This window comes from Ectothiorhodospira magna (assembly GCF_900110965.1).
In the GTDB taxonomy this organism is placed as follows: Bacteria; Pseudomonadota; Gammaproteobacteria; order Ectothiorhodospirales; family Ectothiorhodospiraceae; genus Ectothiorhodospira; species Ectothiorhodospira magna.
Map to the genome: position 1 here is coordinate 19,455 of NZ_FOFO01000010.1, position 26,599 is coordinate 46,053.

Sequence of the window (26,599 nt, forward strand, 5' to 3'; positions counted from 1 at the left end):
GAGGGTGTCAAAGGTCCATTCCCATGGTCAGATGCAGACGGAAATTGTCTTTGCCGTCGATAGGATGGGCGATGTCCACCCGGATGGGGCCGATGGGAGAGCGCCAGCGCACCCCGGCACCGACCCCGTAGCGGACATTCCAGTCATTGAGATGGTTGAAGGCATTACCGCCATCGGCAAACATGGCCATACTCCATTGTTCGGCAAACGGGTAGTCCATCTCGATACTGCCACTGGCCAGGTGACGCCCCCCGATAATATCGCCATTGTCATTGGTGGGGCCAAGCTTGCGGTAACCATAGCCGCGGACGCTGTTATCGCCACCGGCAAAGAAGCGGATGGAGCTGGGCAGGGTGACAAATTCCTGTACCGCCGTGGTGCCCGCGTCAGCCCTTAACAGCAATCGTCCTTCTCCCAGAGGCATGATGTACCTGGCCCGGCCCGTGGCCTGGGCGAAACTGAGGGTGGACAGTATATCCTCACTGGCCCCTCGAAGACTGAGGTTCAGTCGCCAGCCCTGTCTGGGAAAAATCGGATGATCCGTCTGTACCCTGGACAACTGAAAACCGGGCATCAGCAAGGTGGTGCTGTCCCGGATATCAGCCACTTTATAGTCCTCCTGCTCAAAAGTCAGGGAACGGGTCCGGGTCCAGCCGGAGGGCAATTGACGCAGATGGGTGATGCCCAGACTGTGAAGGTCACTGTCGGTGGTATCGGTGCGTTCCCTTTGATAGCCCCCGGTAAAACCAATCCGTTCCCGGGCCGGATCTCCCAGGGGAATGTCGTAGCCCAGGCCCAGCCGGGTGTCCACGGCGGACAGTGACAGTTCTGCCTGATAGCGATGGCCAGCCCGGTTGACCCGGTGATTTTCCAGTCCCAGACGCATTCGGGGGCCCTTGTCGGTGGTGACGCCGACACCGGCCAGATAGGACCATCGATTCCGGGGCGTCAGGGTCACCTGTATGGGCACCTGCTGTTGTTCCACTTCATCGATTCGGGGTTCAACCCGAACATCGCTGAAATAACCGCTGTCGATGAACGCCTGTTGCAAGGCAATGAGGCGCTGACTGTCGTAGACCTCACCGGGTTCAAAGGCGATGAAGCGGCGGACCAGCCGGTCATGGAATGCGTCCTGGTCCAGGGTGACCGGCCCCATGACATGGCGGGGGCCACTGTCCAGATGGATGATGAGGTCTGCCGCTTGTGCCGATACATCCACCCGCATCTGGCTGGTGGTCATGCGGGCCTGCAGATAACCCCGGGCTGCCGCCTGACGGTTGAGGCTGCTCTTGATCTGCTCATAGCGATCATGGCGCAGCCGGTCCCCAGGACCCAGGGGGAGAGACTGCAACAGGTCGGTGAACACCGGGTCCTGTTCCGCTTCACCCATGATCTGGATATCCAGGGTCCGTACCCGTACCGGGGGGCCAGGGTCCAGGGTGATATCCAGGGACCAGCAGGTTTGGGTGCGTTTGAAATCCAGGGTAAAAACAGGTTCATAATGGCCCAGGGCGCGCAGGGCGGCACGGATTTCTCCATCTGCATTGCGCAAAAGGGGGCGCCGGCGCCAGTCTGGCAAATCACAGCCTTCCCTGGCCAGTCCCAGATGGGCGCGGATGTTATCTGCGATCTCTTGACTGACATCGGCAATGCCAATGCGGGGTTCGGCCCCCAGGGCCAGACCGGGAAACAGGCCCAGAAACAGAATAAGGACAAGTGGCAAGCGCCGGATCGAGGAATGGCATCGGGTGGCCGGGTGATGGGCGGTCATCAGTGCCTCCACGGGAAATCCCGCCCATCAGGACGGGAAGAAAGGGCTGGGTATTATATCAGCCCATGGCCTGTTGCCGGGGAGCATGGCTGCGACGGTGGTTCAGGATCACCACCACCCCCTGCCGCTTGACCTCCGGCAGGGCCTGAATAATGGCCCGACCCAGGGGACGGGGGAGTTGTTCAAACAGACGGGCCACCGTGTAGGGAGGCAACCCTCCGGCCAGTCGAATGGCCTCTTTTTGCGGAATATGCTGCAGCACCCGGATCTGGGACTGTTCCGCCAGTTTCAAGAACCGCAGCCGCGCCGCGCCGTATTCCCCCATCCGCACCGCCGTATTTACCGTCTCCAGTGCGCCATCGGTCCACGGCAGGGCGTGTACGGCATCATTGGCGGCGGTATCAAGGGTGGTGGCGGTATTGTTCATCAGTTCGGTCATGTCTACTTTCCTTTTGCCCCCGGGGGCATGCTGCAAGGGTATCCGGTGGGATGCGTGAACCGGTATCGGGTGGAAGGCATGACACGACGGGAAGAAAAGCCGCAGGACCTCAAAAGAAAAACACCGCCCATGATGGCGGTTGCAGGTCATGCGTAAACGCTGGGGGGCTCCCGTACGTGCCTTGGATGGGGTTGGGCGCGTCGGGATCAGGAGCCCCGGACGGTCAGACGACCGTGGCGGGAAACGGGTCTCGACGGACACTGCACCACACCCATGCCGAACCCGAAATGGTCGTCACGCGTGTGCAAGTTGTACAGCAACTGTCCATACGAACACGAAGTCCTCTGTGGCCTGACATACGCTCCCGGACACAGCCGGGAACGGGCGCAAAGATACCCCTTCGGCAGCGATTTTTAAAGCCCTTTTTTGCAGTGCCATTCCCCCCGGAGGCCGATGGATTCCGGCGCGGAACCCGACGGCCCTTCAGGAGACCATGGCCGGCCCGGTTTGACGGGGGAAAATCACCAGATGGTTGAACCCCAGTCTGAGGGGAATCCGTTCCCCCAGGGCGTAGTTGGCATGGGATGGCGCCAGGCACAGCACGGTATCGCCACTACCCAGGCGCAGGGTGTAGAGGAAATTGGCGCCGCGAAACGCCTTCTCCATCACCTCGCCGAAAATGGGGCTGCTGTCGTCGGGCTGGATGTCGTCGGGCCGCACCAGCACGTCCACCGGATCGCCGGGCTGGCAGGTTTCGGGAATCCGGCCGGTGATGGTCCCCAGTTCGGTCTCTACTTCGTGCTTGTTGCGCACCGTCCCCGTCAGCATCCTGCCCTGACCGATGAAATCCGCCACGAACCGGGCAATGGGCTTGTGGTAGAGGTTGTAGGCGGTGTCCCATTGCAGCACCCGGCCAGCGTTGATGACGGCGATGCGGTCGGCAAAGGCAAAGGCCTCGTTCTGGTCATGGGTGACCAGCATGGCGGTGATGTCTTCCTGCTTGAGGATGGCGCGGACTTCCCGGGCCAGGCCCTCGCGCAGCTCCACGTCCATGTTGGAAAAGGGCTCGTCCAGCAACAGCAGCCTGGGTCTGGGCGCCATGGCGCGGGCCACGGCGATACGCTGCTGCTGTCCGCCGGACAGGGCGTGGGGGTAGGCCGGGCCGTAGTCCGGCAGGCCGATGAGCCGCAGCAGTTCCGTGACCCGCTCCCGCCGGGCCCGGCTGGACTGGCCGCGGATGCCGAAAGCGATGTTTTCCGCCACCGTCAGATGGGGAAACAGGGCGAAATCCTGGAACACCATGCCCACCTGACGCCGCTCCGGGGGCAGGGTCCAGCCGGCCTGGCTCACCACCTGGCCGTCCAGCAGCACCCGCCCCGCGCTGGCCGGCTCGAAACCGGCGATGGTGCGCAGCAACGTGGTCTTGCCGCAGCCGCTGGGGCCCAGCAGGCAGCCGATGACCCCGGTGTTCAGGGCGAGGCTGACGTCGTGGACAACGGTGGTACCGTCGTAGCCCACGCTCACATGGTCGATTTCAAGCAGGCGAGTCATGTCCGGGTCTGGAGCGGCTGATGGTGCGGCTGATGAGGATCACCGGGATGATCCCCGCCAGGACGATGGCCAGGGCCGCGCTGGCGGAATCCGCCAGCCGCTCGTCCGAGGCCAGTTCGAAGGCGCGCACCGCCAGGGTGTTGAAGTTGAAGGGGCGCAGTATCAGGGTGGCTGGCAGTTCTTTCAAGACATCCACGAACACCAGCAGCAGGGCGGTGAGCAGGCTGCCCCGCATGATGGGCATGTGGATCTTGCTCAGAACCTGCCGGGGCGGGGTGCCCAGGGAGCGGGCAGCATCATCCATGGACGGCTTGATCTTGGCCAGCCCCGCCTCCACCGTCTGCAGGGAGACGGCCAGAAACCGCACGCAGTAGGAGAACACCAGGGCCACCAGGGTGCCGGAGAGGATCAGGCCGGTGGAGATGCCAAAGGCATCCCGCATCCAGCCGTCGATGGTGTTGTCGATCCAGGCAAAGGGCAGCATCACCCCCACGGCGATGACGGTGCCGGGAATGGCGTAGCCCATCCCCGCCACCCGCACCGCGGCGTTCACCGGCAGGGAGGGGCGCAGCCGCTTGCCATAGGCCAGCACCAGGGCCAGGGCCACTGCCAGTACAGCGGCAATGGCGGCCAGGGAAACACTGTTCCACACCAGCACCAGAAACTCCGGCTGCATCCACATGTGGGGGGTGCGCAGTGCCCATTGCAGCAACTGGGCCGATGGAATCACAAAGCCCAGGACGATGGGCAGGGCGCACACCACCAGGGCGCCGGCCAGGTGCACGCCCCGCAGCCGGTAGCGAGGCAGACGGGAATAGCGGGCACTGGTGTGGTGGAAACGGGCGCGGCGCCGGGAATAGCGCTCCAGCACGATCAGCACCAGCACGAAGGTCATCATGATCCCCGCCAGCTGGGCGGCGGCCCCTGGGTCACCCAGGCCGAACCAGGTGCGGAAGATGCCGGTGGTGAAGGTGGGAATGCCGAAATACTGCACCGTGCCGTAGTCCGCCAGGGTCTCCATCAGGGCCAGGGACAGGCCGGTGATGATGGCGGGCCGGGCCAGGGGCAGGGCCACGCGATGAAAGCCCGCCCAGGGGCCGGCGCCCAGGGTGCGGGAGACCTCCAGCACGCAGATGGACTGTTCCAGGAAGGCGGCGCGGCTGAGCAGGTAGACGTAGGGGTAGAGCACCAGGGACAACATGATGATGGCCCCCGGCAGGGAACGGATCTGGGGGAACCAGTAGTCGCCCCAGCCCCAGCCGGTCCACTCCCGCAGCTGGGTCTGTACCGGGCCGGCGAAATCGAGCATGCCGGTGTAGGTGTAGGCGATGATGTAGGCCGGCATGGCCAGGGGCAGCAGCAGCGCCCACTCGAACAGACGTCGACCGGGAAAATCGCACATGCTCACCAGCCAGGCGGTGGGAATGCCGATCAGAAGAACCCCCACTCCTACCCCCACCATCAGGATCAAGGAGTTGGTGACATAGTCCTGCAACACGGTCTGGCGCAGATGCAGCCAGACGTCGGAGGCCGGGATGAAGACATGGGCAAAGATCACCAGCACCGGCAGGGCCAGGATGGCGGCGATCAGGGGGACGCCCAGGCTCCAGGCGTCGGGACGTTTGAGACGGCTTGACGAAAACCCCCCTTGTCGGGATACCGGGTCAGTCCTCATGGGGTCGTCGGGTGGCTGGTCATGGCGTGGCAACGATGGGTCGGCGTTTCGGGAGGGGTATAGTCTACTCCCGCGCAAGCAGGAATCCAGCCATTGCCTCAAACTATTAAGGCCCTGGACTCCCGCTTTCGCGGGAGTGACACAATGGAGGCGAAGGGCAGAAGGGGACGACTCAGCGCCAGCCCGCCCGGTCCATCAGCCGCACGGCGGCGGCGTTGAAGTCACCCAGCAGACCCAGGTTGACCGCATCGGCCTGGAATTCACCTAACTCCGCCAGGGTGCCACTCCATGCCACGCCAGGCTTGACCGGATATTCCTGGTTGGCTTCCGCGTACCAACGCTGGGCACTGTCGCTGGCCATGAATTCAATGAGTTTGACAGCATTGTCCACATTGCGGGAATGGGCCACCACCCCGGCACCGCTCACGTTCACATGTACGCCTCGATCCTCCTGGTTGGGCCAGAAAACGCCGATGGACTGCGCGGCAGTGCGCTCGGCAGGGTCACTGGAATTGAGCATCTGCCCCAGATAATAGGTGTTGGCAATGGCCAGATCACATTGCCCCGCCGCTGCGGCGCGAATCTGGTCCCGGTCGCCACCCATGGGCGGACGGGCCATGTTGGCCACCAGCCCCCGTGCCCAGCTTTCCGTCTCGGCTTCGCCGTTGGCAATGATCATGGAAGCGGTCATGGACTGGTTGTAGACATTGCTCGAAGAGCGAATACAGATGCGACGGTGCCACTGTGAGTCCGTCAAGGCCTCGTAGGTGGACAGATCCGCCGGGTCTACCTTGCCTTTGACATACATGATCGGGCGGGCACGCATGGACAGACCGTACCAGTGGCCTTCCGCATCCCGGTAGTTTTCGGGAATGGCCTCGTTGAGTACCGCCGACTCGATGGGCCGCAGCACGCCGGCAGCCCGGGCATTGTTCAGATTGCCTGCATCCACGGTGATGAGCACATCCGCCGGGGTGTTGCGCCCCTCACTACGTAGACGCTGCAGCAGCGCATCGGCCTGGGCACTGACAATATTCACCCGAATTCCGGTTTGGGTGGTAAATTCGTCCATCAGGGGTTTGATCAGCGCCTCCTGACGGGCAGAGTAGACATTGACCTCATCCTGGGCCAGAGCCGGGGCCGGCAGTGTGAGGGCCAGCGTGCAGGCTGCCAGCAGGGCCGCTGGTGTGTGGAAACAAGACTTGACCATGGGAAACATCGCTCCTGTGGGTTGTATCGCGAACAAGAACGAGTGTCATTTGTTTTTTTGATGCTGTCAAGATCATGGTCATTGCCCCGGTAATCGGGAAAATGCCTCAAAATAACGATTTGCTGCGTATATGGACGTCAGACTGTCTGCTATAACGGGCGGATGGCCGTAGGGCTATACTTGTTCAACCCCAATCCATACAGGAGGACGCGACCAGGGCCACGTGATCGTGCAGCAGACGATACGTTATCCCTCCCCAGTCTTGAGAAGACGGGGTTTTTCGCGCAAAGCGATGATGGATACGGACAAAGATGCACTGAAAATTCCCAAAAAACTCATCCCCGTGAAAATCTGGGTACATCCCGACGGGCTGGTGATGGGAGAGGTGGGTGAAATTTTCGTTCACCTGCAAAGCTACCATCAGCAAGGGGAGGAAGAGCCGGTGGAGGTCATGAACAACACCGATGCTTTCCTGGCCATGCGCAGCCGCACCTCGGGGGAATTGCGATTTTATAACAAGCACGCGGTGGTGCGTCTGGAGCATGAGGTCAGCCCGAACTGGGAGGAGCCTGAATTCATCACCCGGCTGGGGGCGCGCCTCTATCTCATGGACGGTTCCCTGTTGCAGGGCACTATTCGTGAAATCCTGCCGCCGGAAAGTTCTCGTCTGTATGACTATATCAATATTTTCGAAAACCGCTTTATCCGGCTGTTTTTGTCCGACCAGGTCGTGACCCTTGTGAACAAGGCGTATATCGTCCGTGCAGCGGAATGGCGTCAACTACCCCCGACTTGAAGTGGAGGGCTTGTGAAAGCAAGCCGGGTTGACCAGCCTGAGCAGGGCGCTGGAAAGGGGCTACGTTTGCAACAGGTCGTCAAGACCCACCGGCAGATGCTGCCTTAGTCTGTCGCTCTGGAAGGCCGGGATCATGAGATGATGGCGGTGACGCCAGATGCGCGTCCGCAGAGCATGAGCCAGGTGCGGGCGGCGTTGCTGGCCTGTCGTCCGATTCATTAAATGGAGGTGGGAGAGTCTCGATGGCTAGAATCAATGCCTTTCTCAAGCTGGCCCGGGAACAGGGCTGTTCCGATCTGCATCTGGCCGTGGGATTGCCCCCGCTGTTGCGGATCAACGGAGACATCTTGCCCATCCGGTTCCGGGATCTGTCTGCCAGGGAACTGGAGACCTATGTGATGGATATTCTTTCTCCGGCCCAGAAACAACGGTTTAGCGAAGGGGATGACCTGGATTTTGCCTATGTTGCCGACGAGGTGGGCCGGTTTCGCACCAACGTGTTTCGCAAATCCACCGGTATCGGGGTCACCTTTCGCCAGATTCCCACCCAGCTGCCGGATCTGGATAGCCTGGGATTGCCACCTGTCATCAAGACCCTCATCGACCACCATCAGGGTATGGTGCTGGTGACCGGGTCCACCGGCACCGGCAAGTCCACCACGCTGGCGGCCATCATCGACTACATCAACACCCATCGGGCGGTGAACATCATCAGCCTGGAAGACCCGGTGGAATTTGTTCATCGAAGCAAGCGCTCCCAGGTGATCCAGCGGGAGGTGGGCACCCATGTCCCCAGCTATGCCCACGGCCTGCGCCATGCCCTGCGGGAAGACCCGGATGTGATTCTGGTGGGAGAACTGCGGGATGCCGAGTCCATACTCATGGCCATGGTGGCGGCAGAAACCGGTCATCTGGTGCTGGGCACCCTGCACACCACCTCGGCGGCCAAGACCATCGACCGTATTCTCGCCTCCTTGCCCCTGGAGCAGCGGGGTCAGGCCAAGACCTTTTTATCCCAGAGCCTGCACGGTGTCATCACCCAGGTTCTGGTCAAGTCTGCTGACGGACGTTCCCGCCGGCCCGTGGTGGAGGTGCTGGTGGTGACCCGCGCCATTGCCAAGATGATCACCAGCGACAAGGTGTTCCAGATTCCCTCCCAGATGCAAACCAGTCGAACCCTGGGGATGCAGTCCATGGACCAGGCACTGCAGGAGGCCATCGAGCGCAACGAAATTGACCCGGATGACGCCTATCAATGTGCTGTGGATAAAAAGAAACTGCAGCGGTTTGTGACTGATTCCAGCTTGTTGCCAAAAATTGATCTGGCCGGAGGATGAGTGCCATGCATCATGTGGATGACTATCTCAAGCAATTGATGGCCGCCGGTGGTTCGGACCTGCATCTGGTGTCTGGCGATCCGCCCCGTATCCGGGTCCATGGAGAAATCAGGCCCATTGGGGATACCCCGCTCCAGCCCCAGGATTTAAGTCATCTGATGGGGGAAATTCTGTCCCCGGATGCCCGAATCGTCTTCGATCGGGATGATGGGGTGGACTTTGCCTATGCCATCGAAGGGGTGGGGCGTTTTCGGGTCAATCTGTTTCGCCACCTCCACGGACAGGCCGCCGTGTTCCGCGCCATTCCCGAATGCGCCCTGAGCCTGTCCCAGCTCAACCTGCCCATGACCCTTGCCGGCCTGGGGATGCAGCGGCAAGGACTGGTTTTGGTCACTGGCAAAACCGGCTCGGGAAAGTCCACCACCCTGGCAGCGCTGGTGGACGATATCAACCAGCGGCGGCGTGGACATATCATCACCATCGAAGACCCGATTGAATTTGTCCATCATCGCAAGCGTTGCCTGATCAGCCAGCGTCAAGTGGGTGTGCATACCAAAACATTTGCCGCCGCCCTGCGCTCGGCCCTGCGGGAGGACCCGGATGTGATTCTGGTGGGAGAATTGCGGGATCTGGACACCATCGCCCTGGCGGTCACGGCGGCAGAAACCGGCATTCTGGTGCTGGGCACCCTGCACACCAACGGCGCCGCCACCACCGTGGACCGAATCATCAATGTCTTCCCGGCCATGAAGCAACCCCAGATCCGCACCATGCTCTCCACCTCATTGCGGGGGGTCATTTCCCAGCAACTGGTCTGCCGCGCAGATGGTGAGGGCCGGGTTTTGGCCATGGAAATTCTGGTCAACACCCCGGCGGTGGCCAATCTGATACGGGAAGGGCGTACCGATCAGCTGCTGGGGGCCATGCAGTCCGGTGCCCTGACGGGCATGCAGACCATGGACACGGCCTTGCGCCGACTGCTGGATGGCGGTTTTATCACGGGGCGTGAAGCCTATCTGCAATCCATCAACAAGGCCGAATTTGAAGCGGTCAAGACCCAAAGTTAAAGTTGGCGACCCTATGACCCTGCCCACCCCCCAGAATCTGTGCCTGGCGGCCATCCCCCAGGCCGCTCACCCGGCTTTGATCAATCTGGCCACAGATTACCTGTCGGCCTGCCACCACCAGGGTCTAAACCCCGGCCCCTGGCCTGAAGATCTGGCCAGAATCTGGTATTACAGCGAATTTGTTGCCCGTGCCGCCATTCGCCACCCGGATCGATTCCTGGCCCTGCTGGCATCCGGCGATCTGGAGCGGGTCTACCAGGATGGGGACATGGCCCGTCGGGTTCAGGACAGCCTGGCGCCAGCCAGGGATGAAACCGATCTGATGAGCCAGTTACGCCAGTCCCGACAGCGGGAGATGGTGCGTATCGCCTGGCGTGACCTGAGCGGTGCGGCCACCCTCAATGACACCCTGGCAGACCTCTCTACCCTGGCCGATCAGCTTATTGATGGCGCTTTGCACTGGCTGCATCAGGATCTGGTCCGCCGTCATGGCGAGCCTCGGGATGCCGCCGGTCAGCCCCAGCGTCTGGTGGTGCTGGGCATGGGCAAGCTGGGGGGCGATGAACTGAATTTCTCCTCCGACATCGACCTTATTTTTGCCTATCCCCGGTCCGGGGAAACCGATGGGGAACGCAGTCTGGACAACCAGCAGTTCTTCATCCGTCTGGGGCAGCGTCTGATCAAGGTACTCAACGAAAAGACCGCCGATGGCTTTGTTTATCGGGTGGACATGCGTCTGCGTCCTTTCGGCGGCACCGGCCCCCTGGTGATGAGTTTTGATGCCCTGGAAGATTACTACGAAAGCCATGGGCGGGAATGGGAACGGTACGCCCTGATCAAGGCCCGGGCCGTGGCCGGTGACCGGGACAGTGCCCAACAGCTGTATGCACTGTTGCGCCCCTTTATCTATCGCCGCTATCTGGACTTTGGTGCTTTTGGTGCCCTGCGGGACATGAAAGCCCTGATCAACCGGGAGGCGACCCGCAAGGGCAAGGATCAGGACATCAAGCTGGGAGAGGGGGGTATCCGGGAAGTAGAATTCGTCGGTCAGGCGTTCCAGCTCATCCGGGCGGGCCGGGACCCCTCCCTGCAGCTGCGGGGTATCCGGCCCGTACTGGAGCGGCTGGCGGCCCAGGATTTGATGCCCGCCTATGCGGTACGTCATCTGCTGGAAGCCTATGACTTCCTGCGCCGCACGGAAAACCGCCTGCAGATGGTGGCGGATCAGCAGACCCATCGTTTGCCCCAGGACCCATCGGACCGCCTGCGGCTGGCCCTGTCCATGGGGTTTGCCGATTGGGACAGCTTCGAGCGCAGCCTCAACCGGCATATGCGCCGGGTACATAGCCAGTTTGAACAGGTGTTTGCCGCCCCTCAGGGCGGCGATGATGATGAACAGACCACCCAGCCCGAGGCCCAGCGGGACCTGGCGTCCCTGTGGCTGGGTTCCCTGGAGCAGGAGCGCGCCCTGGCGGTGTTGAAAGAACGGGGTCTGACCGACCCGGAGGCCGCCCTGACGGCACTGACCCAGTTGCGGGACAGCAGTGCCTGCCGCAAGCTCACCGCCACCGGGCGTGAGCGCCTGGATCGGCTCATGCCCCTGATGCTGGGGGTGCTCAGTGGCCTCCAGGCGCCTGATGCCACCCTGGAACGGCTGCTGCGGCTGGTGCAGACCATTGCCCGGCGTTCCGTGTATCTCTCCTTGCTGGTGGAAAACCCCCTGGCCCTGTCCCAGTTGGCCCGGCTGTGTGAGGCCAGCCCCTGGATCGCCGACCATCTGACCCGTTACCCCCTGTTGCTGGATGAACTGCTGGACCCCCGCAGTCTGTATGCGCCCCCAGGTCGTCAGGGGCTGCTGGATGCCCTCAATGATGAATTGGTGCAGGTGCCCCAGGATGACCTGGAACAGGTGATGGACCGGCTGCGCCTGTTCAAGCAGGTACAGGTGCTCAAGGTGGCCGCCGCCGACATCATGGACGTGTTGCCGGTGATGAAAGTCAGCGACCATCTGACCTGGATTGCCGAAGTGGTTCTGGAGCGGGTGCTGGATCTGGTGCTGGAGCAGCTCGTTGCCCGACATGGCCGACCCCGTTGCCTGATTGACGGCAAACCCTTCGAGCCGGGCTTTGCGGTGGTGGGCTATGGCAAGCTGGGGGGGTTGGAACTGGGATACGGCTCGGACCTGGACATCGTATTTTTGCACGACAGTCGGGGGGCGCAGGCCATGACCGATGGCGACCGGCCACTGGACAACAGTGAATTCTTCGCCCGGGTGGGCCAGCGGATACTGCATTTTTTGGGAATATTCACCGGGGCGGGACGGCTATACGAAGTGGATACCCGGCTGCGTCCCAGCGGTGCCTCGGGTTTGCTGGTGACCAGCGTGACCGCCTTTGCGGACTATCAACTGGGTTCTGCCTGGACCTGGGAGCATCAAGCGCTGGTGCGGGCCAGGCCGGTGGCCGGAGATGGCCGTATTGCCAAGGCCTTTGAAGCGGTGCGCGACCAGGTGCTGCAACAGCCCCGGGATGAGGATGCCCTGCGCCAGGAAGTGCGGGAAATGCGGGAAAAGATGTGGAAGGAACATGCCACCCGTGACCCGGCATGGTTTGATCTCAAAAGAGACCCCGGCGGTATCGCAGACATTGAATTTATGGTGCAATACCTGGTTCTGGCCCATGCCTCCCGGCATCCCCAGCTCACAACCTGGCCTGACAACATCCGCATCCTGGAGTCTCTGATCGAGACGGGTCTGATGCCCAGGGACGATGCCTTGTTCCTGATGGATACCTATCGGTGTTTCAGGGACCGGATTCACGAGTTGACCCTGCAGGAATTGCCTGCCAGGGTACCGGCCTCGGATTGGACCCAGGAACGGGAACAGGTGCGTGCTTTCTGGCAACGCCTGATGACGTGATGACATGATCATGGGGGGATGTGCGCCGGGTTCCGCGCCGCCCCGTACCCCATCGGGGAACCCTGCTATCGAACGTTTAAAAGAGGAAAAACAGCATGTCCAGCATGGCCGACCGCGATGGTCTGATCTGGTACGACGGCGAGATGGTGCCCTGGCGTGACGCCAGAACCCACGTGCTCACCCATACTCTGCACTATGGCATGGGGGTTTTTGAGGGGGTGCGCGCCTACCAGACGGAGCGTGGCCCGGCCATTTTCCGGCTGGAGGAACATACCCGCCGACTGTTCCGCTCTGCCCATATCCTGGGCATGACCATCCCCTATACCCCTGCCGAACTCAATGCCGCCCAGGTGGCTGCAGTGCGGGATAATGGCCTCAAGAGTGCTTACCTGCGGCCCATGTGTTTTTTCGGTGCCGAGGGTATGGGCCTGCGGGCCGACAACCTTCAGGTACATGTCATTGTGGCCGCCTGGGAATGGGGCGCCTATCTGGGGGCAGAAAACATGGAGCGGGGCATTCGGGTCAAGACCTCCTCCTTCAATCGTCACCATGTCAACGTGACCATGTGCAAGGCCAAGGCCAATGGTAATTACATGAACTCCATGATGGCCTTGCAGGAGGCTTTGGCCTGTGGTTGTGACGAAGCCCTGTTGCTGGATACCGAAGGCTATGTGTCCGAGGGCAGCGGCGAGAATTTCTTCCTGATCAGTGATGGTGTGATCTATACCCCGGATCTGACCTCTGCCCTGGATGGCATCACCCGCCGCACCATCATGACCCTGGCGGAGGAATGTGGTATTCCGGTCCGGGAAAAGCGCATTACCCGAGACGAGGTTTATGCTGCCGATGAGGCCTTTTTCACTGGCACGGCGGCGGAAGTGACCCCCATTCGTCAGCTGGATGGCCGCAGTATTGGTCATGGTGGCCGTGGTCCCATTACCGAGAAACTACAGACCCTGTATTTTGACGTGGTCAAGGGTCGTCATCCCAAGCATGAAGGCTGGCTGACCTACGTCTGACCCGCGTTGGAGGCGCACCCCATGCCGAATCCACAGACTGCACTCAATCAGGACGCCTACCGGACGGCCAATACCCAGGCGACCATCACCGTCAGCCCACAGGACTTACCCCTGTGCTGTCCCGGTCCGGGCACCGCCTTGTGGGCTTCCCATCCCCGGGTTTATCTGCCCATTGAGGATGCCCGGGATGGACGTATCGTCTGTCCCTACTGCAGTACGGTGTATCAGTTGACGCCGTAACGGGTCCGGGGCTGCATCGTCTTCTGGGGGGGGCAGGGCCTTGAGCCGCCTCCCCTTTTTCTTGCCTTGGGAAGACTGGCCCGGAAAGCCGGTTATCCGTCGAACCGGTAACCAAACATCTCGATGTCTTCCCGGTAATGCGCCTCCACCAACCGGGCGGTTTCGTCGTTGTAATAACGGCGAAAATCATCCCGACCCTGGGCCTTGCGGCGGTGGGGCAAGGGGGTTCGGGGAAGGCCGATCCGATCACAGACGGTATCAAAATCGGCCTGCAGGGACTCGTAATGGCCGATGAAATCCACGATCTGCTGTCCCCGCAGGTCCACCACATAATCTCGCTGCCGTTCCCTGGATGTATCGAGCAGATAGTTCCAGGGACGTTCAGGATCGAACTTGAGTCGAATGAACTGTTCGAAGGTGGTCACCCCCGCCAGCACCTGGGGACGTTCCTTGCGGATGTGAAAGAACGAACTCACCTGAAGATCCCAGGGATTACGCACAAATACAAACTTGAACAGTTCGTCGTACAGTGTTGCCGGTAACATTTCCCGGGCAGCGATGGCCTTGGCATGGCGGGGAAATTTGGCGCCGATGCGATGACCGGACATCTGATCCAGTTTATTGGCGATGAACATGGGCGCACCCCAGAGGCCCCGATAGCGGTATCTGGCCAGGGTCGCCCGTACACTGGTGCCGCCAGTCTTGGCGATGTGAACGAACAAAAAACGATGTTTTAGGGACAAGAGCATGGGAATATGACTTTTGAACATCCCCCCTTCCCCCGCGCAGGGGAAGGGGGGACAGGCCCTCAGGGCAGCAGATGGGCCACGCCGTCCCGCTCTTCTTGCAGTTCCCGCTCGGTCACGGTCATGCGCTCGCGGCTGAAGGTGTCGATGTCCAGCCCCTGCACAATGGTGTAATCCCCGTTTTTGCAGGTGACCGGGAAGGAATAGATCAACCCTTTCTCAATGCCATAGCTGCCGTCGGAAGGCACGGCCATGCTCACCCAATCGCCATCGGGCGTACCCAGGGCCCAGTCACGGATGTGATCAATGGCAGAACCGGCGGCGGATGCGGCAGAAGAAGCTCCACGGGCCTTGATGATTGCGGCACCGCGCTGCTGCACGGTGGGAATGAAGTCGGTTTCGTACCAGTCGCGGGGTACCAGCGCGGCAGCAGCATCGCCCTTTACGGTGGCCTGGCTGATGTCTGGATACTGGGTGGCGGAATGGTTGCCCCAGATGATCATCTGACGGATGTCCGTGGTGGCGGCACCGGTCTTGCCGGCCAGTTGGGCCAGGGCACGGTTGTGATCCAGACGGGTCATGGCGGTGAAGTTGCGCGGGTCCAGGTCCGGCGCATTGCGCTGGGCGATCAGGGCATTGGTATTGGCAGGATTACCCACCACCAGCACCTTCACCTGACGGCTGGCCACGGCATTGAGCGCCTTGCCCTGCACGGAGAAAATGGCTGCATTGGCTTCCAGCAGATCCTTGCGCTCCATACCCGGACCACGGGGACGGGCACCCACCAGCAGGGCATAATCAGCCTGGGCAAAGGCTTCTTCCGGCTTGTCGGAGATCACCACGCCAGCCAGCAGCGGGAAAGCACAGTCTTCCAGTTCCATCACCACGCCGCGCAGGGCATCCATGGCCGGGGTGATTTCCAGCAGCTGCAGGATAACGGGCTGATCCTTGCCGAGCATGTCGCCGGAGGCGATGCGGAACAAGAGGCTGTAGGAGATCTGGCCAGCCGCGCCGGTGACGGCAACGCGCACGGGGTTCTTCATGAAACTACCTCCAGAATACTTGATGGGATGAACAAGGGCAGGATTCTAGCAGAAAGGGCCTGCCGGCAACGGTGGACTCATTTTTTCTTGTCAGCATCGCTGGCACTTTGGGTAAATGCCTGCCAGAACATTTTCTGCATGGCATCCATATTGGCGATGCCGCTTTGCAACATGGGTTGCATCAGGGTCAGGGCTTCATAACCCTGTTGCCCCTCCCGGATGCGTCGGGCCAGATCGTCCATCATTTCCTTTTGTAGCGGCGCCACATCGGGCAGCCCGAGAAAGGCACGCAACTCCTCCGGGGTGGCATCCAACTCCACGGTGACCTTCATCACAGCTCCTTCGCCGGACAGCCGGCAGTTTTGGGATCAGCTTTGCAAGTTAACAGATATTGCGTCCGCGGGAAGCCTTCTCCCGAGCCTATCTTGGTACACTCTCCATGGTGAACACCCCCACCTACCTTGTCGATAGCAGCATCTTCATTTTTCGTGCCTGGTTTGCCCTGCCCGACACCCTCACCGGTCCCCAGGGGCAACCGGTGAACGCGGTGGTGGGTTTCATGAATTTTGTCCGCGCCCTGATGCAGGAAGAACGCCCCGAACGGATTGTCTTTGCCTTCGATGACAGCCGGGGCCGCCAGTATCGCCAGGCCATTCACCCTGCTTACAAGGCCCACCGTCCGCCGGCCCCAGTGGCCCTGAAACAGCAGTTCCAGTACTGTCGTGATCTACTGGATGCCCACGGCCTGACCACCCTGTCCAGTCCAGCGTTTGAAGCGGATGATCTTATCGGCACTCTGGCGGCCCAGGAACGTGGGGCTGGACGTCCGGTGATCCTGGTGACGGGGGACAAGGATCTGGCTCAACTGGTCCATGAGGGCGATTTATGGTGGGAGCCACGCCAGAACCGGCGTCTGGACCCGGCAGGCATCCGCAAGTCATTGGGTGTCCGCCCCGATCAGGTGGCGGATCAACTGGCCCTGGCGGGGGACAAGGTGGACAATATTCCTGGTATTCCCGGTGTGGGCATGGCCACCGCTGCCCGCCTGCTCCGGCGCACCGACAGCCTGGATGCCCTGCTGGCGGATATTCCGGCGGTGGCCCACATGCCCATCCGTGGCGCCAGGCGGCTGATGGTGCTGATAGACACCCACCAGGACACGGTGCGTCTGGCCCGACGGCTGACGGGCATCCATTGCGGCATACCCCTGCCCGACGGCCTGGACCTGCGCCCTGGCCCTGGCGATCCGGATCGTTGCCGTTCCCTGTACGGGGAACTGGGTCTGGCGGGAACCCCCACCGCCGGGCCGCTGTCCCTATAACCCGACGACTGTCAGGTAAATTTGCAACCATGTCACACCCCAGCCTCATACGACCCCTGCGTTACCTGTGCTGCCTGCTGCTTTTGGCCGGGCTGACCGTGCCCGCCGGCCCCGCCAGCGCCCACCCCCATGCCTGGATCGATCTGGAGGTCACCGCCGTATTCAATGAAGCCGGCCAGATCACCGCGCTGCGTCAAACCTGGTTGATGGACCCCTTCTACAGTATTTTTCTGCTGGACGAGATGGCCCACAACGCTGCCGGTGATAGCCAGGAAGAAAAATTGGCTGACATCGCCCGCCAGGTGATCGAGAACCTCACCGACTACCATTTCTTCACTGAAATCCATCACGGTGACCAGGTCATCCGCGACGTGCGGGCCAAGAATCCGGCCTTGAAGGAGGTCAACGGGCGCCTGGCCCTGAGTTTCAGTCTGCATGTACAGCAGCCTGTGGATCCCACTCAGGCGCCCTTGCGCTATGCGGTCTTCGATCCCACCTACTTCATTGAAATCCTGCACGCTGAAAACACCGCACCCCACCTGGAAGGTGGCTCGGAGCGTTGCGAGATCCGTATTCGTCAGCCTCGCCCCGATCCGGTCATGGTCGCCAGGGCCATGTCCCTGGATTATGACCAGACCGGTGACCCGGATCTGGGCAAGCATTTTGCCGAACGAGCTGAAATCCGATGCACCGACTGATCATTCTTTGCCTGCTGATATGGCTGTTGCCCCTGCAGATTCATGCCTCGGCATTGACCGGAGGTGCTCCACCGCCTGCTGCACCCCATCAGCCGCTGATGCTGTTCGAGGATGACCCTCCGGCAGAAGCCAGCCTGGGGGATCGTCTGGTGGCCTGGGTGATCACCCAGCAGCGCCAACTCCATCGTCAACTGGCCGATGGCATGCAGCAGGTTCGGGAAAATCCCGGCCCGGCCAGTGCCGGGGCGCTGATTCTGGTGAGCTTTCTCTACGGCATCTTCCATGCCGCCGGACCCGGCCACGGCAAGGCGGTGATCACCACCTACCTGCTCACCCATCGGCAGCATCTGCGGCGCGCCCTGAGCCTGTCCTTTGCCTCGGCCATGCTACAGGGCATCACCGCCATTGCCCTGGTGTCCGGTGTCCTGCTGATTGCCGGCATGGCCGCTCGTGAAGCCATGGGTCAGGCCTACCTGCTGGAGCAGATCAGCTTTGCCCTGGTGGCCTTGCTGGGGGTCTGGCTCAGCCTGCGGGCGATACGGGGTTATCTGCGGCTGTATCGGACGCCGGCACCGGCGCCGGTCCAGTGGCAACCGGTGACTGCTGTCCAGGGAGGTGGTCATGGTCTGCGGCCTGCCCTGCCCCAGGACGTCACCCATCCCCACGGCCCCGGTTGTGGCTGTGGCCATCCCCATCATGTCACTCCGCAACAGGCCGCCGAGGCCGGCAGTCTGTCTGCCATGATCGCCACCATCGTGGCGGTGGGTATCCGTCCCTGCACCGGCGCCATCCTGGTGCTGGTGGCCGCCCATCTGCTGGGGCTATGGCTGGCGGGTATCTTTGCTGTCCTGGCCATGTCTCTGGGCACGGCCATCACCGTATCGGTCCTGGCCATCCTGGCGGTCAAGGCCCGCCATCTGGCGGTTCGACTGGCAGGCGGTGGCGAATACCGTATCATGGCCTGGGTGGGTCAGACCGTTACCCTCATGGGTGGGCTGTTGATTTTGGGTCTGGGCCTGCTGTTGCTGGCCGGCAGTCTGGGCAGTGCAGGACGCCATCCCCTTGGTCTGTAAACGGCGGACATCCTGACGACCCCGTCACCACCATCCCTAAAAGAGTAAGGAGAAACAGATCGTGGCAGAAACCATCGTCATTACAGGCGCCAATCGCGGTATCGGGCTGGCATTGGTACAACAGTATGCCGAGACTGGAGCACGGATATTTGCCGCCTGCCGGCACCCGGAAAAGGCCCCGGAACTGAGCCGACTGGCGGCCAGGACCCAGGGCCGGGTCAGCGTGCATCCCCTGGATGTCACCCAGCCCGCCCAGGTGGCGGCCCTGGCGGGGGTGCTCACCGACACCCCGGTGGACATCCTGATCAACAACGCCGGCAGCTACGGCCCGGCCACCCCCTTTGGTCAGACCGACGAGGCGGCCTGGGTGGAGACCCTGCGCATCAACACCATCGCCCCCCTGAAAATCATGGAAGCCCTGGTGGACCGGGTGGCCGCCAGTGAACGGCGCCTGATGGTCAATATCACCAGCAAGATGGGCAGCATGGGGGACAACGGTTCCGGCGGTGCCTACATCTACCGTTCCACCAAGGCCGCCCTCAATGCCGTCGTGGTCAGTGCGGCACGGGATCTCCAGGCCAGGAAGATCACCGTGGTGGCCCAGCATCCGGGCTGGGTGCGCACGGACATGGGCGGCCCCAACGGGGAGCTGGATACCACCGAGAGTGCCACCGCCCTGCGACATATTTTCGCCCGCCTGACCCTGGCGGACAGTGGCCGGTTCATCGACATCGACGGCAGCGACATCCCCTGGTGACCGGGTGCTGAGTCTGCTGCGCAATGTGCTGTTCCTGGCGGCCCTGAGTCTGGTGCTGCTGGTGGCCCTGTTCCTGGGCGCCCGCAGTTGCGGGGTGACGCCGGAACAGGTGGAAGAGGCCCGCCTGCTGGTGGAGATGAACATCGAGGAGGGCGAGGTCTATCGCAGCCGCAATGGCCGCCGGGACGGGGTGGTGACCCTGTCCAGCGGCCTGCAGGTGGAAATGCTGGCCCAGGGGGATGGCCCCACGCCCACCCTGGAAGACCGGGTGGTGGTCCATTACCGGGGTCTGCATCTGGATGGCCGGGTGTTCGACAGTTCCTGGCGCCGGGCGGTGCCGTCGGTGGTGGCGGTGAAGGACACCATTCCCGGCTGGCGGGAGGCCCTGGTGAACATGCCCGCGGGCAGCCAGGCGCGGCTGGTGGTGCCCCATTGGCTGGCCTACGGCGAGGGCCGGGCCGGCGCCGTCATCGGGCCGGGGGAAACCCTGATCTTTGAACTGGAACTGCTGGAGGTGCTGGCTCCGATGGAACCGGAAGACCCGCCGCCGGCGGACCCCATGCAGCAGACGGTGCCGGGGATCGGCTGAAAAACCGGCCCCCGGCACCGGCCCTCAACGCTTCCAGCGCACCTCGTACAGGTCCAGCCGCCGATCCACCAGGTTGCGCACCGCCCCGTGGGTGCGCAGTTCCTTGAGATTGTCCAGGTCCAGATCGGCGATCAGGGTCATCTCGGTATTGGGGGTGGCCTCGGCGGCCACCGCGTCGTGGGGGAAGGCGAAGTCCGAGGGCGTGAACACCGCCGCCTGGGAATACTGCATGTCCATGTTCTCCACCTTGGGCAGATTGCCCACGCTGCCGGAGATGACCACGTAGCACTCATTCTCGATGGCCCGGGCCTGGGCACAGCGACGCACCCGCAGGTAGGCGTTCTTGGTGTCGGTCCAGAACGGCACGAACAGGATCTGCAGGCCCTGGTCCGCCAGCAGCCGGGGCAGTTCGGGGAACTCCACGTCGTAGCAGATCAGGATGCCGATCTTGCCAAAATCCGTCTCGAAGATGCGCACCTTGTCTCCCCCCTTCAGGCCCCAGTAGGATCGCTCGTCCGGGGTGATGTGCAGCTTGTACTGCTTGTCCCAGCTGCCGTCCCGGCGGCACAGGTAGGAGACGTTGCGCAGTTCCCGGCCATCGTACTCGGGCATGCTGCCGGCGATGATGTTGATGTTGTAGGCCAGGGCCAGGTTCACCATCTCCTGGCGCAGGGTGTCGGTGTAGTCGGCCAGATGACGCACCGCCTCGGCGGTGTTGTCCTGGTTGAACTGGCCCATCAGCGGACCATTGAAGAATTCCGGAAACAGCACCACGTCGGCCTGATAGCCGGACACCGCGTCGACGAAATACTCCACATGCTGCAGCAGTTCGTCGAGGGATTTCAGTGGCCGCATCTGCCATTGCACCGCCCCCACCCGCACCACCTGCTTGGTGGCGCCGATGAGGGTTTCCTTCTCCTCGTAGTAGATGTTGATCCACTCCAGCAGGGTGGCGTAGGCGTGGGATTCCTTGTCGTCGGGCAGGTAGTCGTGGATGATCCGGCGCACATGGAAGTCGTTGGACAGCTGGAAGGTAAGCACCGGGTCGGTGAGTTCATGGGACTTCACCAGTTCCACATACTGCTGGGGGCTCATCTCCTCCCGGTGACGGGCATAGCCGGGGATGCGGCCGCCGGCGACGATGGCCCGCAGGTTGAGCTTTTCGCACAGTTCCTTGCGGGCGTCGTAGAGACGGCGCCCCAGGCGCATGCCCCGGTATTCCGGGTCCACGAACACGTCCACGCCGTAGAGGGTGTCGCCGTCCGGGTCATGGGTGGTGAGAAAGCCCTTGCCGGTGATCTCCCAGTATTTGTGACGGTCGCCCCAGCGCCGGTAGTCCACGATCAGGCTGATGGCCGCCGCCACCACCCGGCCATTGTCCTCGATGCAGATCTGGCCCTCGGGAAAGCGCTGGATCTGGGATTCGAACTGCTCCCGACTCCAGGCGCCGTCCAGATTGGGATAGACGGCCTCCATGATGTGATGGATGTCGTCGTAATCGGCCAGACGGGTGTTGCGCAAAAGCAGGCGATGCGAGTCGTGTTCCGTGTCGCGGGACTCAGGCATGGAAACTCCGATGGATGTGGCGATATGGATACGGTTCAGTCTGGATCATAGCCCAGGTTGGGGGCCAGCCAGCGCTCGGCGACCTCCAGGGGCATGCCCTTGCGCCGGGCGTAATCCTCCACCTGATCCCGGTTGAGCTTGCCCACGGCAAAATAGCGGGACTCCGGGTGGGAGAAATAGAATCCGGACACGGACGAGGCGGGAGACATGGCATAGCTGTCGGTGAGGGTCATGCCGGCATGGGTCACCGGGTCGATGAGTGCCCACAACAGGCCCTTCTCCGTGTGCTCCGGGCAGGCGGGATAGCCGGGGGCCGGTCGGATGCCCTGGTACTTTTCCCGGATCAGGTCCTCGTTGGACAGGGCCTCGCCGGTGGCATAGCCCCAGAACTCACGTCGCACCCGTTCGTGCAGGTGCTCGGCAAAAGCCTCCGCCAGACGGTCCGCCAGGGCCTTGAGCATGATGGCGGAATAATCGTCATGGGCGGCCTCGAAGCGGGCGACGTGTGCGTCGATACCGCCGCCGGCGGTGACCGCAAAGGCCCCCAGATAGTCCCGCGGACCACTTTCCCGGCAGGCGATGAAATCGCTCAGGCACATGTTCGGGGCCTGGCGGGGCTTGCGGGTCTGCTGGCGCAGGTGGTGCAGACGCATCAGCGGCTCATGGCCCGCCGCGTCCCGGTAGAGCTGGATGTCGTCGTCATCCACCCTGGCGGCGGGGAAGAAGCCCACCACCGCCCGGGCCCGGAGCCAGCCCTCGTCGATGATCCGGCGCAGCATGGGCTGGGCATCGGCAAACAGCCGGGTGGCTTCCTCGCCCACGATCTCGTCTTCCAGGATGCGGGGATAGGCGGCATGCAGATCCCAGGCACGGAAGAACGGGGTCCAGTCGATGTACTCCACCAGCCGGTCCAGGGGGTAGTGGTCAAATCGCAGCAGGATACAGTCGGGGCCATGAAGACGCAGCACCTCCGGGGCCGGGCCGCCCACGGACGGGGCCAGGTCCATATCTAAAATGGCGGGGCGCGGCGGGGTGTAACCGGACCAGTCCACCGGCGTCCGGTTGGCCCTGGCCTCTTCCAGGGTGAGCCAGTCCTGGGTCTTGCGGCGGGCGGCATGCTGCTGGCGCACCTCCGCATATTCGGCGCGGATCTTCTCTCCGTAAGGGCCCCGCAGCTCCGGGCTGACCAGACTCTGGGCCACCCCCACCGCCCGGGAGGCATCCTTCACCCAGACGGTGACCCCGTCATAGCCGGGGGCGATCTTCACCGCGGTATGGGCACGGGAGGTGGTGGCGCCACCGATCATCAGCGGCGTGCCGAAGCCTTCCCGCTGCAGTTCCGCCGCCAGATGGGACATCTCCTCCAGGGACGGGGTGATCAGGCCGGACAGGCCGATCACGTCCACCTTGTGTTCCCGAGCCGCCTCCAGGATCTTTTGCGCGGGCACCATGACCCCCAGGTCGATGACTTCGAAGTTGTTGCACTGGAGCACCACGCCGACGATATTCTTGCCGATGTCGTGGACATCTCCCTTCACCGTAGCCATGAGGATGCGACCGTTGTTCTTCGAATCACCGCTCTTTTCCGCCTCGATGTAGGGGATCAGGTGGGCTACGGCCTTCTTCATCACCCGGGCGGACTTGACCACCTGGGGCAGGAACATCTTGCCGGCACCGAACAGATCCCCCACCACGTTCATGCCATCCATGAGGGGGCCTTCAATGACATGAATGGGCCGGTCGAAGGTCAGGCGCGCCTCTTCCGTGTCTTCCACCACAAAGGCGTCGATGCCCTTCACCAGGGCATGCTCCAGACGCTTGGCCACGGGCAGCGACCGCCAGGCCAGGTCTTCCTTGCGGGTCTCGCCGCCGGTGTCGCGGAACCGGTCGGCAATCTCCAGCAGGCGCTCGGTGGCATCGGAACGGCGGTTGAGGACCACGTCCTCCACCCGCTCACGCAGGTCCGGCTCGATCTCGTCATAGACCACCAGCTGACCGGCATTGACGATGCCCATGTCCATGCCCGCGCGGATGGCGTGGTAGAGGAACACGGCGTGAATCGCCTCCCGCACCGGATTGTTGCCCCGGAAGGAGAAGGAGACGTTGGAGACCCCCCCGGACACCAGGGCATGGGGCAGGGTCTGCTTGATGCGGCGGGTGGCCTCGATGAAGTCCACGCCGTAGTTGTTGTGCTCCTCGATGCCGGTGGCCACGGCAAAGATGTTGGGGTCGAAGATGATGTCCTCGGCGGGGAAGCCCACCACCTCGGTGAGGATGTGATAAGCCCGCCGGCAGATCTCCACCTTGCGGTCCTCGGTATCCGCCTGACCGGTCTCGTCGAAGGCCATGACCACCACCGCCGCGCCGTAGCGCCGCAGCAGGCGGGCCTGGTGGACGAAGCTCTCCTCCCCTTCCTTGAGGGAGATGGAGTTGACGATGCCCTTGCCCTGGATGCACTTGAGGCCGGTCTCGATCACCTCCCATTTGGAGGAATCGATCATCACCGGCACCCGGGAGATGTCCGGCTCGGCGGCGGCCAGGCAGAGGAACCGCTTCATGGCCTCCAGTGCGTCCAGCATGCCCTCGTCCATGTTCACGTCGATGACCTGGGCACCGTTTTCCACCTGCTCGGCGGCCACCTCCAGGGCGGTTTCGTAGTCACCGTCCTTGATCAGGCGCTTGAAGCGGGCGCTGCCGGTGACGTTGGTGCGCTCCCCCACGTTCACGAACAGGGTGTCGGCGGTGATGTTGAAGGGCTCCAGACCCGACAGGCGGCAGGCGGGGGTGATCTTCGGCAGCGGACGGGGAGGATGTTTCTCCACCGCCTCGCGGATGGCCCGGATATGGTCCGGGGTGGTGCCGCAACAGCCGCCGACGATGTTCAGCAGACCGCTGCCGGCCCATTCGGAGATCTCCTCGGCCATCTGCGCCGGAGTCTCGTCATAGCCGCCGAACTCGTTGGGCAGACCCGCATTGGGGTGGGCGGAGACATGGGTGTCGGCGATGCGGGAGAGTTCTTCCACATAGGGCCGCAGTTCCTTCGGTCCCAGGGCGCAGTTGAGGCCGATGGAGAAGGGTCTTGCGTGGCGCAGGCTGTTCCAGAAGGCCTCGGTGGTCTGGCCGGTGAGGGTGCGGCCGGAGGCATCGGTGATGGTGCCGGAGATCATCACCGGCCAGCGTTCGCCCCGGTCCTCGAACAGGCCTTCCACGGCAAACACGGCGGCCTTGGCGTTGAGGGTGTCGAAGACGGTTTCGATCATCAGGATGTCCACCCCGCCGTCCAGCAGGGCCTCGGCGGCCTCCCGGTAGGCGGCCACCAGTTCGTCGAACCAGACGTTGCGAAAACCCGGGTCGTTGACGTCCGGGGAAATGCTGGCGGTACGGTTGGTGGGGCCGAGGATGCCGGCCACATAGCGGGGACGGTCCGGGGTCTTGCGGGTGTATTCGTCGGCCACTTCCCGAGCCAGGCGGGCGGCCTCCCGGTTGATCTCCGGCACCAGGTCTTCCATGCCATAGTCGGCCATGGCGATGCGGGTGGCGTTGAAGGTGTTGGTTTCGAGGATATCGGCGCCGGCCTCCAGGTAGGCGGCGTGGACCTCGCGGATGATGCCCGGCTGGGTCAGCACCAGCAGGTCGTTGTTGCCCTTGATGTCCGACGGCCAGTCAGCGAAACGCGCGCCCCGGTAATCGGCTTCCTGCAATCCATAACCCTGGATCATGGTACCCATGCCACCATCCAGAATCATGATGCGGCGCTGGATCTCCTGGTGCAGCTGGGTGAGTCGGTCGGTATTCATCAATGGCGATCCGGTCATCATCAAAGCCCTGCAGCATACCATGTCTGTCGGACCTGTTCGTAGGCACTCCATCCCGCCCTGGGGATGGGAATCTCCCTTCATCCAGGGGCAACTGATCCAGGTCAGAGATCCGGGGCGCGACTCAGGCTACACTCTGCCAGAGGGTCCGATTCCGGGCCGTGAGTCGCCATTGGCGGCTTTTTTGCCTGTAATTATGCGGACGGATACCGTGTCCCGCCATGCATCCCTGATCTTCTACGCCACCACCCCCGATGATTGCCCCTATCTGCGGGAGCGGCGGATGGTGAGCCTGTTCGCCGACCCGGAGGGTCCGATGGACACGGCGCTCTACGGCAACCTGTTGCAACACGGTTTTCGCCGCAGCGGTAACCATGTCTATCGCCACCAATGCCCCCAGTGCCGGGCCTGCATCCCTTACCGCGTGCCGGTGGCCGGATTTAACCCGGATCGGGGGCAGCGCCGGGTGCTCAAACGCAACGCCGGCATTGCGGCCACCATCCGGGATGCGGCATTTGATCCGGTCCACTATCGCCTGTATGCGGCCTATGTGAACCAGCGCCACCGGGGCGGTGGTATGGACAACCCCACGCCGGACAGTTATCTGGGGTTCGTGACCAGCCAGTGGTGCCGGACCTGGCTGGTGGAGTTTCGGGAACAGGATGCCTTGCTGGGGGTGGCGGTGGTGGACCGGCTGCCCGATGCCCTGTCGGCGGTGTACACCTTTTTCGACCCGGCAGCCCAGGCACGGAGCCTGGGTACCCTGGCGGTGCTATGGCAGATCCAGCGGGCACGGGAAGAAGGGTTGACCCATGTCTATCTGGGCTACTGGAACCCCGGCAGCCGGAAAATGGCCTACAAGAACCGGTTCCGGCCAGGGGAAAGGCTTGTCAACGGCATCTGGACGGCAGCGGTAACCTGAAGTTGCCAAAACTGCAAAAGCCAACGATACCGATGGCTTCCGATCTG

Annotated in this window: 22 protein-coding genes; 12 read left to right on the forward strand and 10 right to left on the reverse strand. The window is 62.6% G+C overall.

The window, feature by feature from the left end; genetic code table 11:
- Window positions 1-7 precede the first annotated feature (7 nt).
- From BMX62_RS05385 to BMX62_RS05405, 5 genes are all read right to left on the reverse strand, one after another.
- The gene (locus BMX62_RS05385; protein WP_090205494.1) at window positions 8-1,771 is read right to left on the reverse strand and encodes an autotransporter assembly complex protein TamA; all 1,764 of its coding nucleotides are present in this window, start codon (window positions 1,769-1,771) and stop codon (window positions 8-10) included.
- 58 nt (window positions 1,772-1,829) lie between these two features.
- On the reverse strand, window positions 1,830-2,210 hold the full coding sequence (locus tag BMX62_RS05390; RefSeq protein ID WP_090205497.1) for a magnesium and cobalt transport protein CorA: 381 nt from the start codon (window positions 2,208-2,210) through the stop codon (window positions 1,830-1,832).
- Between the two features lie 483 nt (window positions 2,211-2,693).
- Entirely contained in the window at window positions 2,694-3,761 is a 1,068-nt protein-coding gene (locus tag BMX62_RS05395; protein WP_090205500.1) for an ABC transporter ATP-binding protein, read from the reverse strand.
- Complete coding sequence (locus tag BMX62_RS05400) at window positions 3,745-5,436, reverse strand: ABC transporter permease (protein WP_090205504.1); 1,692 nt, start codon at window positions 5,434-5,436, stop codon at window positions 3,745-3,747. Before BMX62_RS05400 ends, BMX62_RS05395 begins: the two co-directional genes overlap by 17 nt.
- 172 nt (window positions 5,437-5,608) lie before the next feature.
- Window positions 5,609-6,646 carry a Fe(3+) ABC transporter substrate-binding protein gene (locus BMX62_RS05405; protein ID WP_090205667.1) on the reverse strand — a complete coding sequence of 346 codons (1,038 nt, stop codon included), beginning with the start codon at window positions 6,644-6,646 and terminating at the stop codon, window positions 5,609-5,611.
- 223 nt (window positions 6,647-6,869) lie between these two features.
- Here BMX62_RS05405 and BMX62_RS05410 point away from each other — a divergent pair, with 223 nt between their 5' ends.
- The 6 genes from BMX62_RS05410 to BMX62_RS05435 all read left to right on the forward strand — a co-directional run bounded on the left by BMX62_RS05410 (window position 6,870) and on the right by BMX62_RS05435 (window position 14,022).
- Window positions 6,870-7,442: a hypothetical protein gene (locus BMX62_RS05410; RefSeq protein ID WP_238375871.1), complete on the forward strand. Its 573-nt coding sequence runs from the start codon at window positions 6,870-6,872 to the stop codon at window positions 7,440-7,442.
- A 242-nt stretch (window positions 7,443-7,684) separates the two neighbouring features.
- Window positions 7,685-8,779: a type IV pilus twitching motility protein PilT gene (locus BMX62_RS05415; RefSeq protein ID WP_090205511.1), complete on the forward strand. Its 1,095-nt coding sequence runs from the start codon at window positions 7,685-7,687 to the stop codon at window positions 8,777-8,779.
- 5 nt (window positions 8,780-8,784) lie between these two features.
- Window positions 8,785-9,846 (forward strand): type IV pilus twitching motility protein PilT, encoded by a 1,062-nt coding sequence (locus BMX62_RS05420; protein WP_090205514.1) that lies wholly within the window; start codon window positions 8,785-8,787, stop codon window positions 9,844-9,846.
- 13 nt (window positions 9,847-9,859) lie between these two features.
- Window positions 9,860-12,763 (forward strand): bifunctional [glutamate--ammonia ligase]-adenylyl-L-tyrosine phosphorylase/[glutamate--ammonia-ligase] adenylyltransferase, encoded by a 2,904-nt coding sequence (gene glnE, locus BMX62_RS05425; RefSeq protein WP_090205518.1) that lies wholly within the window; start codon window positions 9,860-9,862, stop codon window positions 12,761-12,763.
- Between the two features lie 95 nt (window positions 12,764-12,858).
- Window positions 12,859-13,782 (forward strand): branched-chain amino acid transaminase, encoded by a 924-nt coding sequence (locus BMX62_RS05430; RefSeq protein ID WP_090205522.1) that lies wholly within the window; start codon window positions 12,859-12,861, stop codon window positions 13,780-13,782.
- Window positions 13,783-13,803: 21 nt separating this feature from the next.
- Window positions 13,804-14,022: a zinc-finger domain-containing protein gene (locus BMX62_RS05435; protein WP_090205525.1), complete on the forward strand. Its 219-nt coding sequence runs from the start codon at window positions 13,804-13,806 to the stop codon at window positions 14,020-14,022.
- Window positions 14,023-14,114: 92 nt separating this feature from the next.
- Here BMX62_RS05435 and BMX62_RS05440 read toward each other — a convergent pair whose 3' ends face one another.
- The 3 genes from BMX62_RS05440 to BMX62_RS05450 all read right to left on the reverse strand — a co-directional run bounded on the left by BMX62_RS05440 (window position 14,115) and on the right by BMX62_RS05450 (window position 16,143).
- Window positions 14,115-14,771: a sulfotransferase family 2 domain-containing protein gene (locus BMX62_RS05440; protein ID WP_090205671.1), complete on the reverse strand. Its 657-nt coding sequence runs from the start codon at window positions 14,769-14,771 to the stop codon at window positions 14,115-14,117.
- 59 nt (window positions 14,772-14,830) lie between these two features.
- Window positions 14,831-15,811, reverse strand: coding sequence for a malate dehydrogenase (locus tag BMX62_RS05445; RefSeq protein WP_090205529.1), 981 nt, complete (start codon window positions 15,809-15,811; stop codon window positions 14,831-14,833).
- Between the two features lie 77 nt (window positions 15,812-15,888).
- Window positions 15,889-16,143, reverse strand: a complete 255-nt coding sequence (locus BMX62_RS05450; protein WP_090205532.1) for a DUF6489 family protein — start codon at window positions 16,141-16,143, stop codon at window positions 15,889-15,891.
- 107 nt (window positions 16,144-16,250) lie between these two features.
- Between BMX62_RS05450 and BMX62_RS05455 the strand changes: the two genes are divergently transcribed.
- The 5 genes from BMX62_RS05455 to BMX62_RS05475 all read left to right on the forward strand — a co-directional run bounded on the left by BMX62_RS05455 (window position 16,251) and on the right by BMX62_RS05475 (window position 20,249).
- Entirely contained in the window at window positions 16,251-17,132 is an 882-nt protein-coding gene (locus BMX62_RS05455) for a 5'-3' exonuclease (RefSeq protein ID WP_238375872.1), read from the forward strand.
- 29 nt (window positions 17,133-17,161) lie between these two features.
- Window positions 17,162-17,830 (forward strand): DUF1007 family protein, encoded by a 669-nt coding sequence (locus BMX62_RS05460; protein WP_090205535.1) that lies wholly within the window; start codon window positions 17,162-17,164, stop codon window positions 17,828-17,830.
- Window positions 17,818-18,903 (forward strand): nickel/cobalt transporter, encoded by a 1,086-nt coding sequence (locus BMX62_RS05465; RefSeq protein ID WP_090205539.1) that lies wholly within the window; start codon window positions 17,818-17,820, stop codon window positions 18,901-18,903. The genes BMX62_RS05460 and BMX62_RS05465 overlap by 13 nt, the downstream gene beginning before the upstream one ends.
- A gap of 61 nt (window positions 18,904-18,964) precedes the next feature.
- On the forward strand, window positions 18,965-19,660 hold the full coding sequence (locus BMX62_RS05470) for an SDR family oxidoreductase (protein WP_090205542.1): 696 nt from the start codon (window positions 18,965-18,967) through the stop codon (window positions 19,658-19,660).
- 4 nt (window positions 19,661-19,664) lie between these two features.
- Window positions 19,665-20,249, forward strand: a complete 585-nt coding sequence (locus BMX62_RS05475; RefSeq protein WP_202906211.1) for an FKBP-type peptidyl-prolyl cis-trans isomerase — start codon at window positions 19,665-19,667, stop codon at window positions 20,247-20,249.
- Between the two features lie 24 nt (window positions 20,250-20,273).
- Here BMX62_RS05475 and BMX62_RS05480 read toward each other — a convergent pair whose 3' ends face one another.
- Window positions 20,274-21,815 (reverse strand): bifunctional GNAT family N-acetyltransferase/carbon-nitrogen hydrolase family protein, encoded by a 1,542-nt coding sequence (locus BMX62_RS05480; protein ID WP_090205545.1) that lies wholly within the window; start codon window positions 21,813-21,815, stop codon window positions 20,274-20,276.
- 35 nt (window positions 21,816-21,850) lie between these two features.
- Complete coding sequence (metH, locus tag BMX62_RS05485; protein ID WP_090205549.1) at window positions 21,851-25,612, reverse strand: methionine synthase; 3,762 nt, start codon at window positions 25,610-25,612, stop codon at window positions 21,851-21,853.
- 214 nt (window positions 25,613-25,826) lie between these two features.
- Here metH and BMX62_RS05490 point away from each other — a divergent pair, with 214 nt between their 5' ends.
- Window positions 25,827-26,552 carry an arginyltransferase gene (locus BMX62_RS05490; protein WP_202906214.1) on the forward strand — a complete coding sequence of 242 codons (726 nt, stop codon included), beginning with the start codon at window positions 25,827-25,829 and terminating at the stop codon, window positions 26,550-26,552.
- Window positions 26,553-26,599: the final 47 nt, after the last annotated feature.

What these genes read in the sequence shown, in the direction of transcription:
- BMX62_RS05385 (WP_090205494.1), bottom strand. Translation starts at nt 1,771, where the DNA reads ATGACCGCCCATCACCCGGCCACCCGATGCCATTCCTCGATCCGGCGC.
- BMX62_RS05390 (WP_090205497.1), bottom strand. Translation starts at nt 2,210, where the DNA reads ATGACCGAACTGATGAACAATACCGCCACCACCCTTGATACCGCCGCC.
- BMX62_RS05395 (WP_090205500.1), bottom strand. Translation starts at nt 3,761, where the DNA reads ATGACTCGCCTGCTTGAAATCGACCATGTGAGCGTGGGCTACGACGGT.
- BMX62_RS05400 (WP_090205504.1), bottom strand. Translation starts at nt 5,436, where the DNA reads ATGAGGACTGACCCGGTATCCCGACAAGGGGGGTTTTCGTCAAGCCGT.
- BMX62_RS05405 (WP_090205667.1), bottom strand. Translation starts at nt 6,646, where the DNA reads ATGGTCAAGTCTTGTTTCCACACACCAGCGGCCCTGCTGGCAGCCTGC.
- BMX62_RS05415 (WP_090205511.1), top strand. Translation starts at nt 7,685, where the DNA reads ATGGCTAGAATCAATGCCTTTCTCAAGCTGGCCCGGGAACAGGGCTGT.
- BMX62_RS05420 (WP_090205514.1), top strand. Translation starts at nt 8,785, where the DNA reads ATGCATCATGTGGATGACTATCTCAAGCAATTGATGGCCGCCGGTGGT.
- glnE (WP_090205518.1), top strand. Translation starts at nt 9,860, where the DNA reads ATGACCCTGCCCACCCCCCAGAATCTGTGCCTGGCGGCCATCCCCCAG.
- BMX62_RS05430 (WP_090205522.1), top strand. Translation starts at nt 12,859, where the DNA reads ATGTCCAGCATGGCCGACCGCGATGGTCTGATCTGGTACGACGGCGAG.
- BMX62_RS05435 (WP_090205525.1), top strand. Translation starts at nt 13,804, where the DNA reads ATGCCGAATCCACAGACTGCACTCAATCAGGACGCCTACCGGACGGCC.
- BMX62_RS05440 (WP_090205671.1), bottom strand. Translation starts at nt 14,771, where the DNA reads ATGCTCTTGTCCCTAAAACATCGTTTTTTGTTCGTTCACATCGCCAAG.
- BMX62_RS05445 (WP_090205529.1), bottom strand. Translation starts at nt 15,811, where the DNA reads ATGAAGAACCCCGTGCGCGTTGCCGTCACCGGCGCGGCTGGCCAGATC.
- BMX62_RS05450 (WP_090205532.1), bottom strand. Translation starts at nt 16,143, where the DNA reads ATGAAGGTCACCGTGGAGTTGGATGCCACCCCGGAGGAGTTGCGTGCC.
- BMX62_RS05455 (WP_238375872.1), top strand. Translation starts at nt 16,251, where the DNA reads ATGGTGAACACCCCCACCTACCTTGTCGATAGCAGCATCTTCATTTTT.
- BMX62_RS05460 (WP_090205535.1), top strand. Translation starts at nt 17,162, where the DNA reads ATGTCACACCCCAGCCTCATACGACCCCTGCGTTACCTGTGCTGCCTG.
- BMX62_RS05465 (WP_090205539.1), top strand. Translation starts at nt 17,818, where the DNA reads ATGCACCGACTGATCATTCTTTGCCTGCTGATATGGCTGTTGCCCCTG.
- BMX62_RS05480 (WP_090205545.1), bottom strand. Translation starts at nt 21,815, where the DNA reads ATGCCTGAGTCCCGCGACACGGAACACGACTCGCATCGCCTGCTTTTG.
- metH (WP_090205549.1), bottom strand. Translation starts at nt 25,612, where the DNA reads ATGAATACCGACCGACTCACCCAGCTGCACCAGGAGATCCAGCGCCGC.
- BMX62_RS05490 (WP_202906214.1), top strand. Translation starts at nt 25,827, where the DNA reads ATGCGGACGGATACCGTGTCCCGCCATGCATCCCTGATCTTCTACGCC.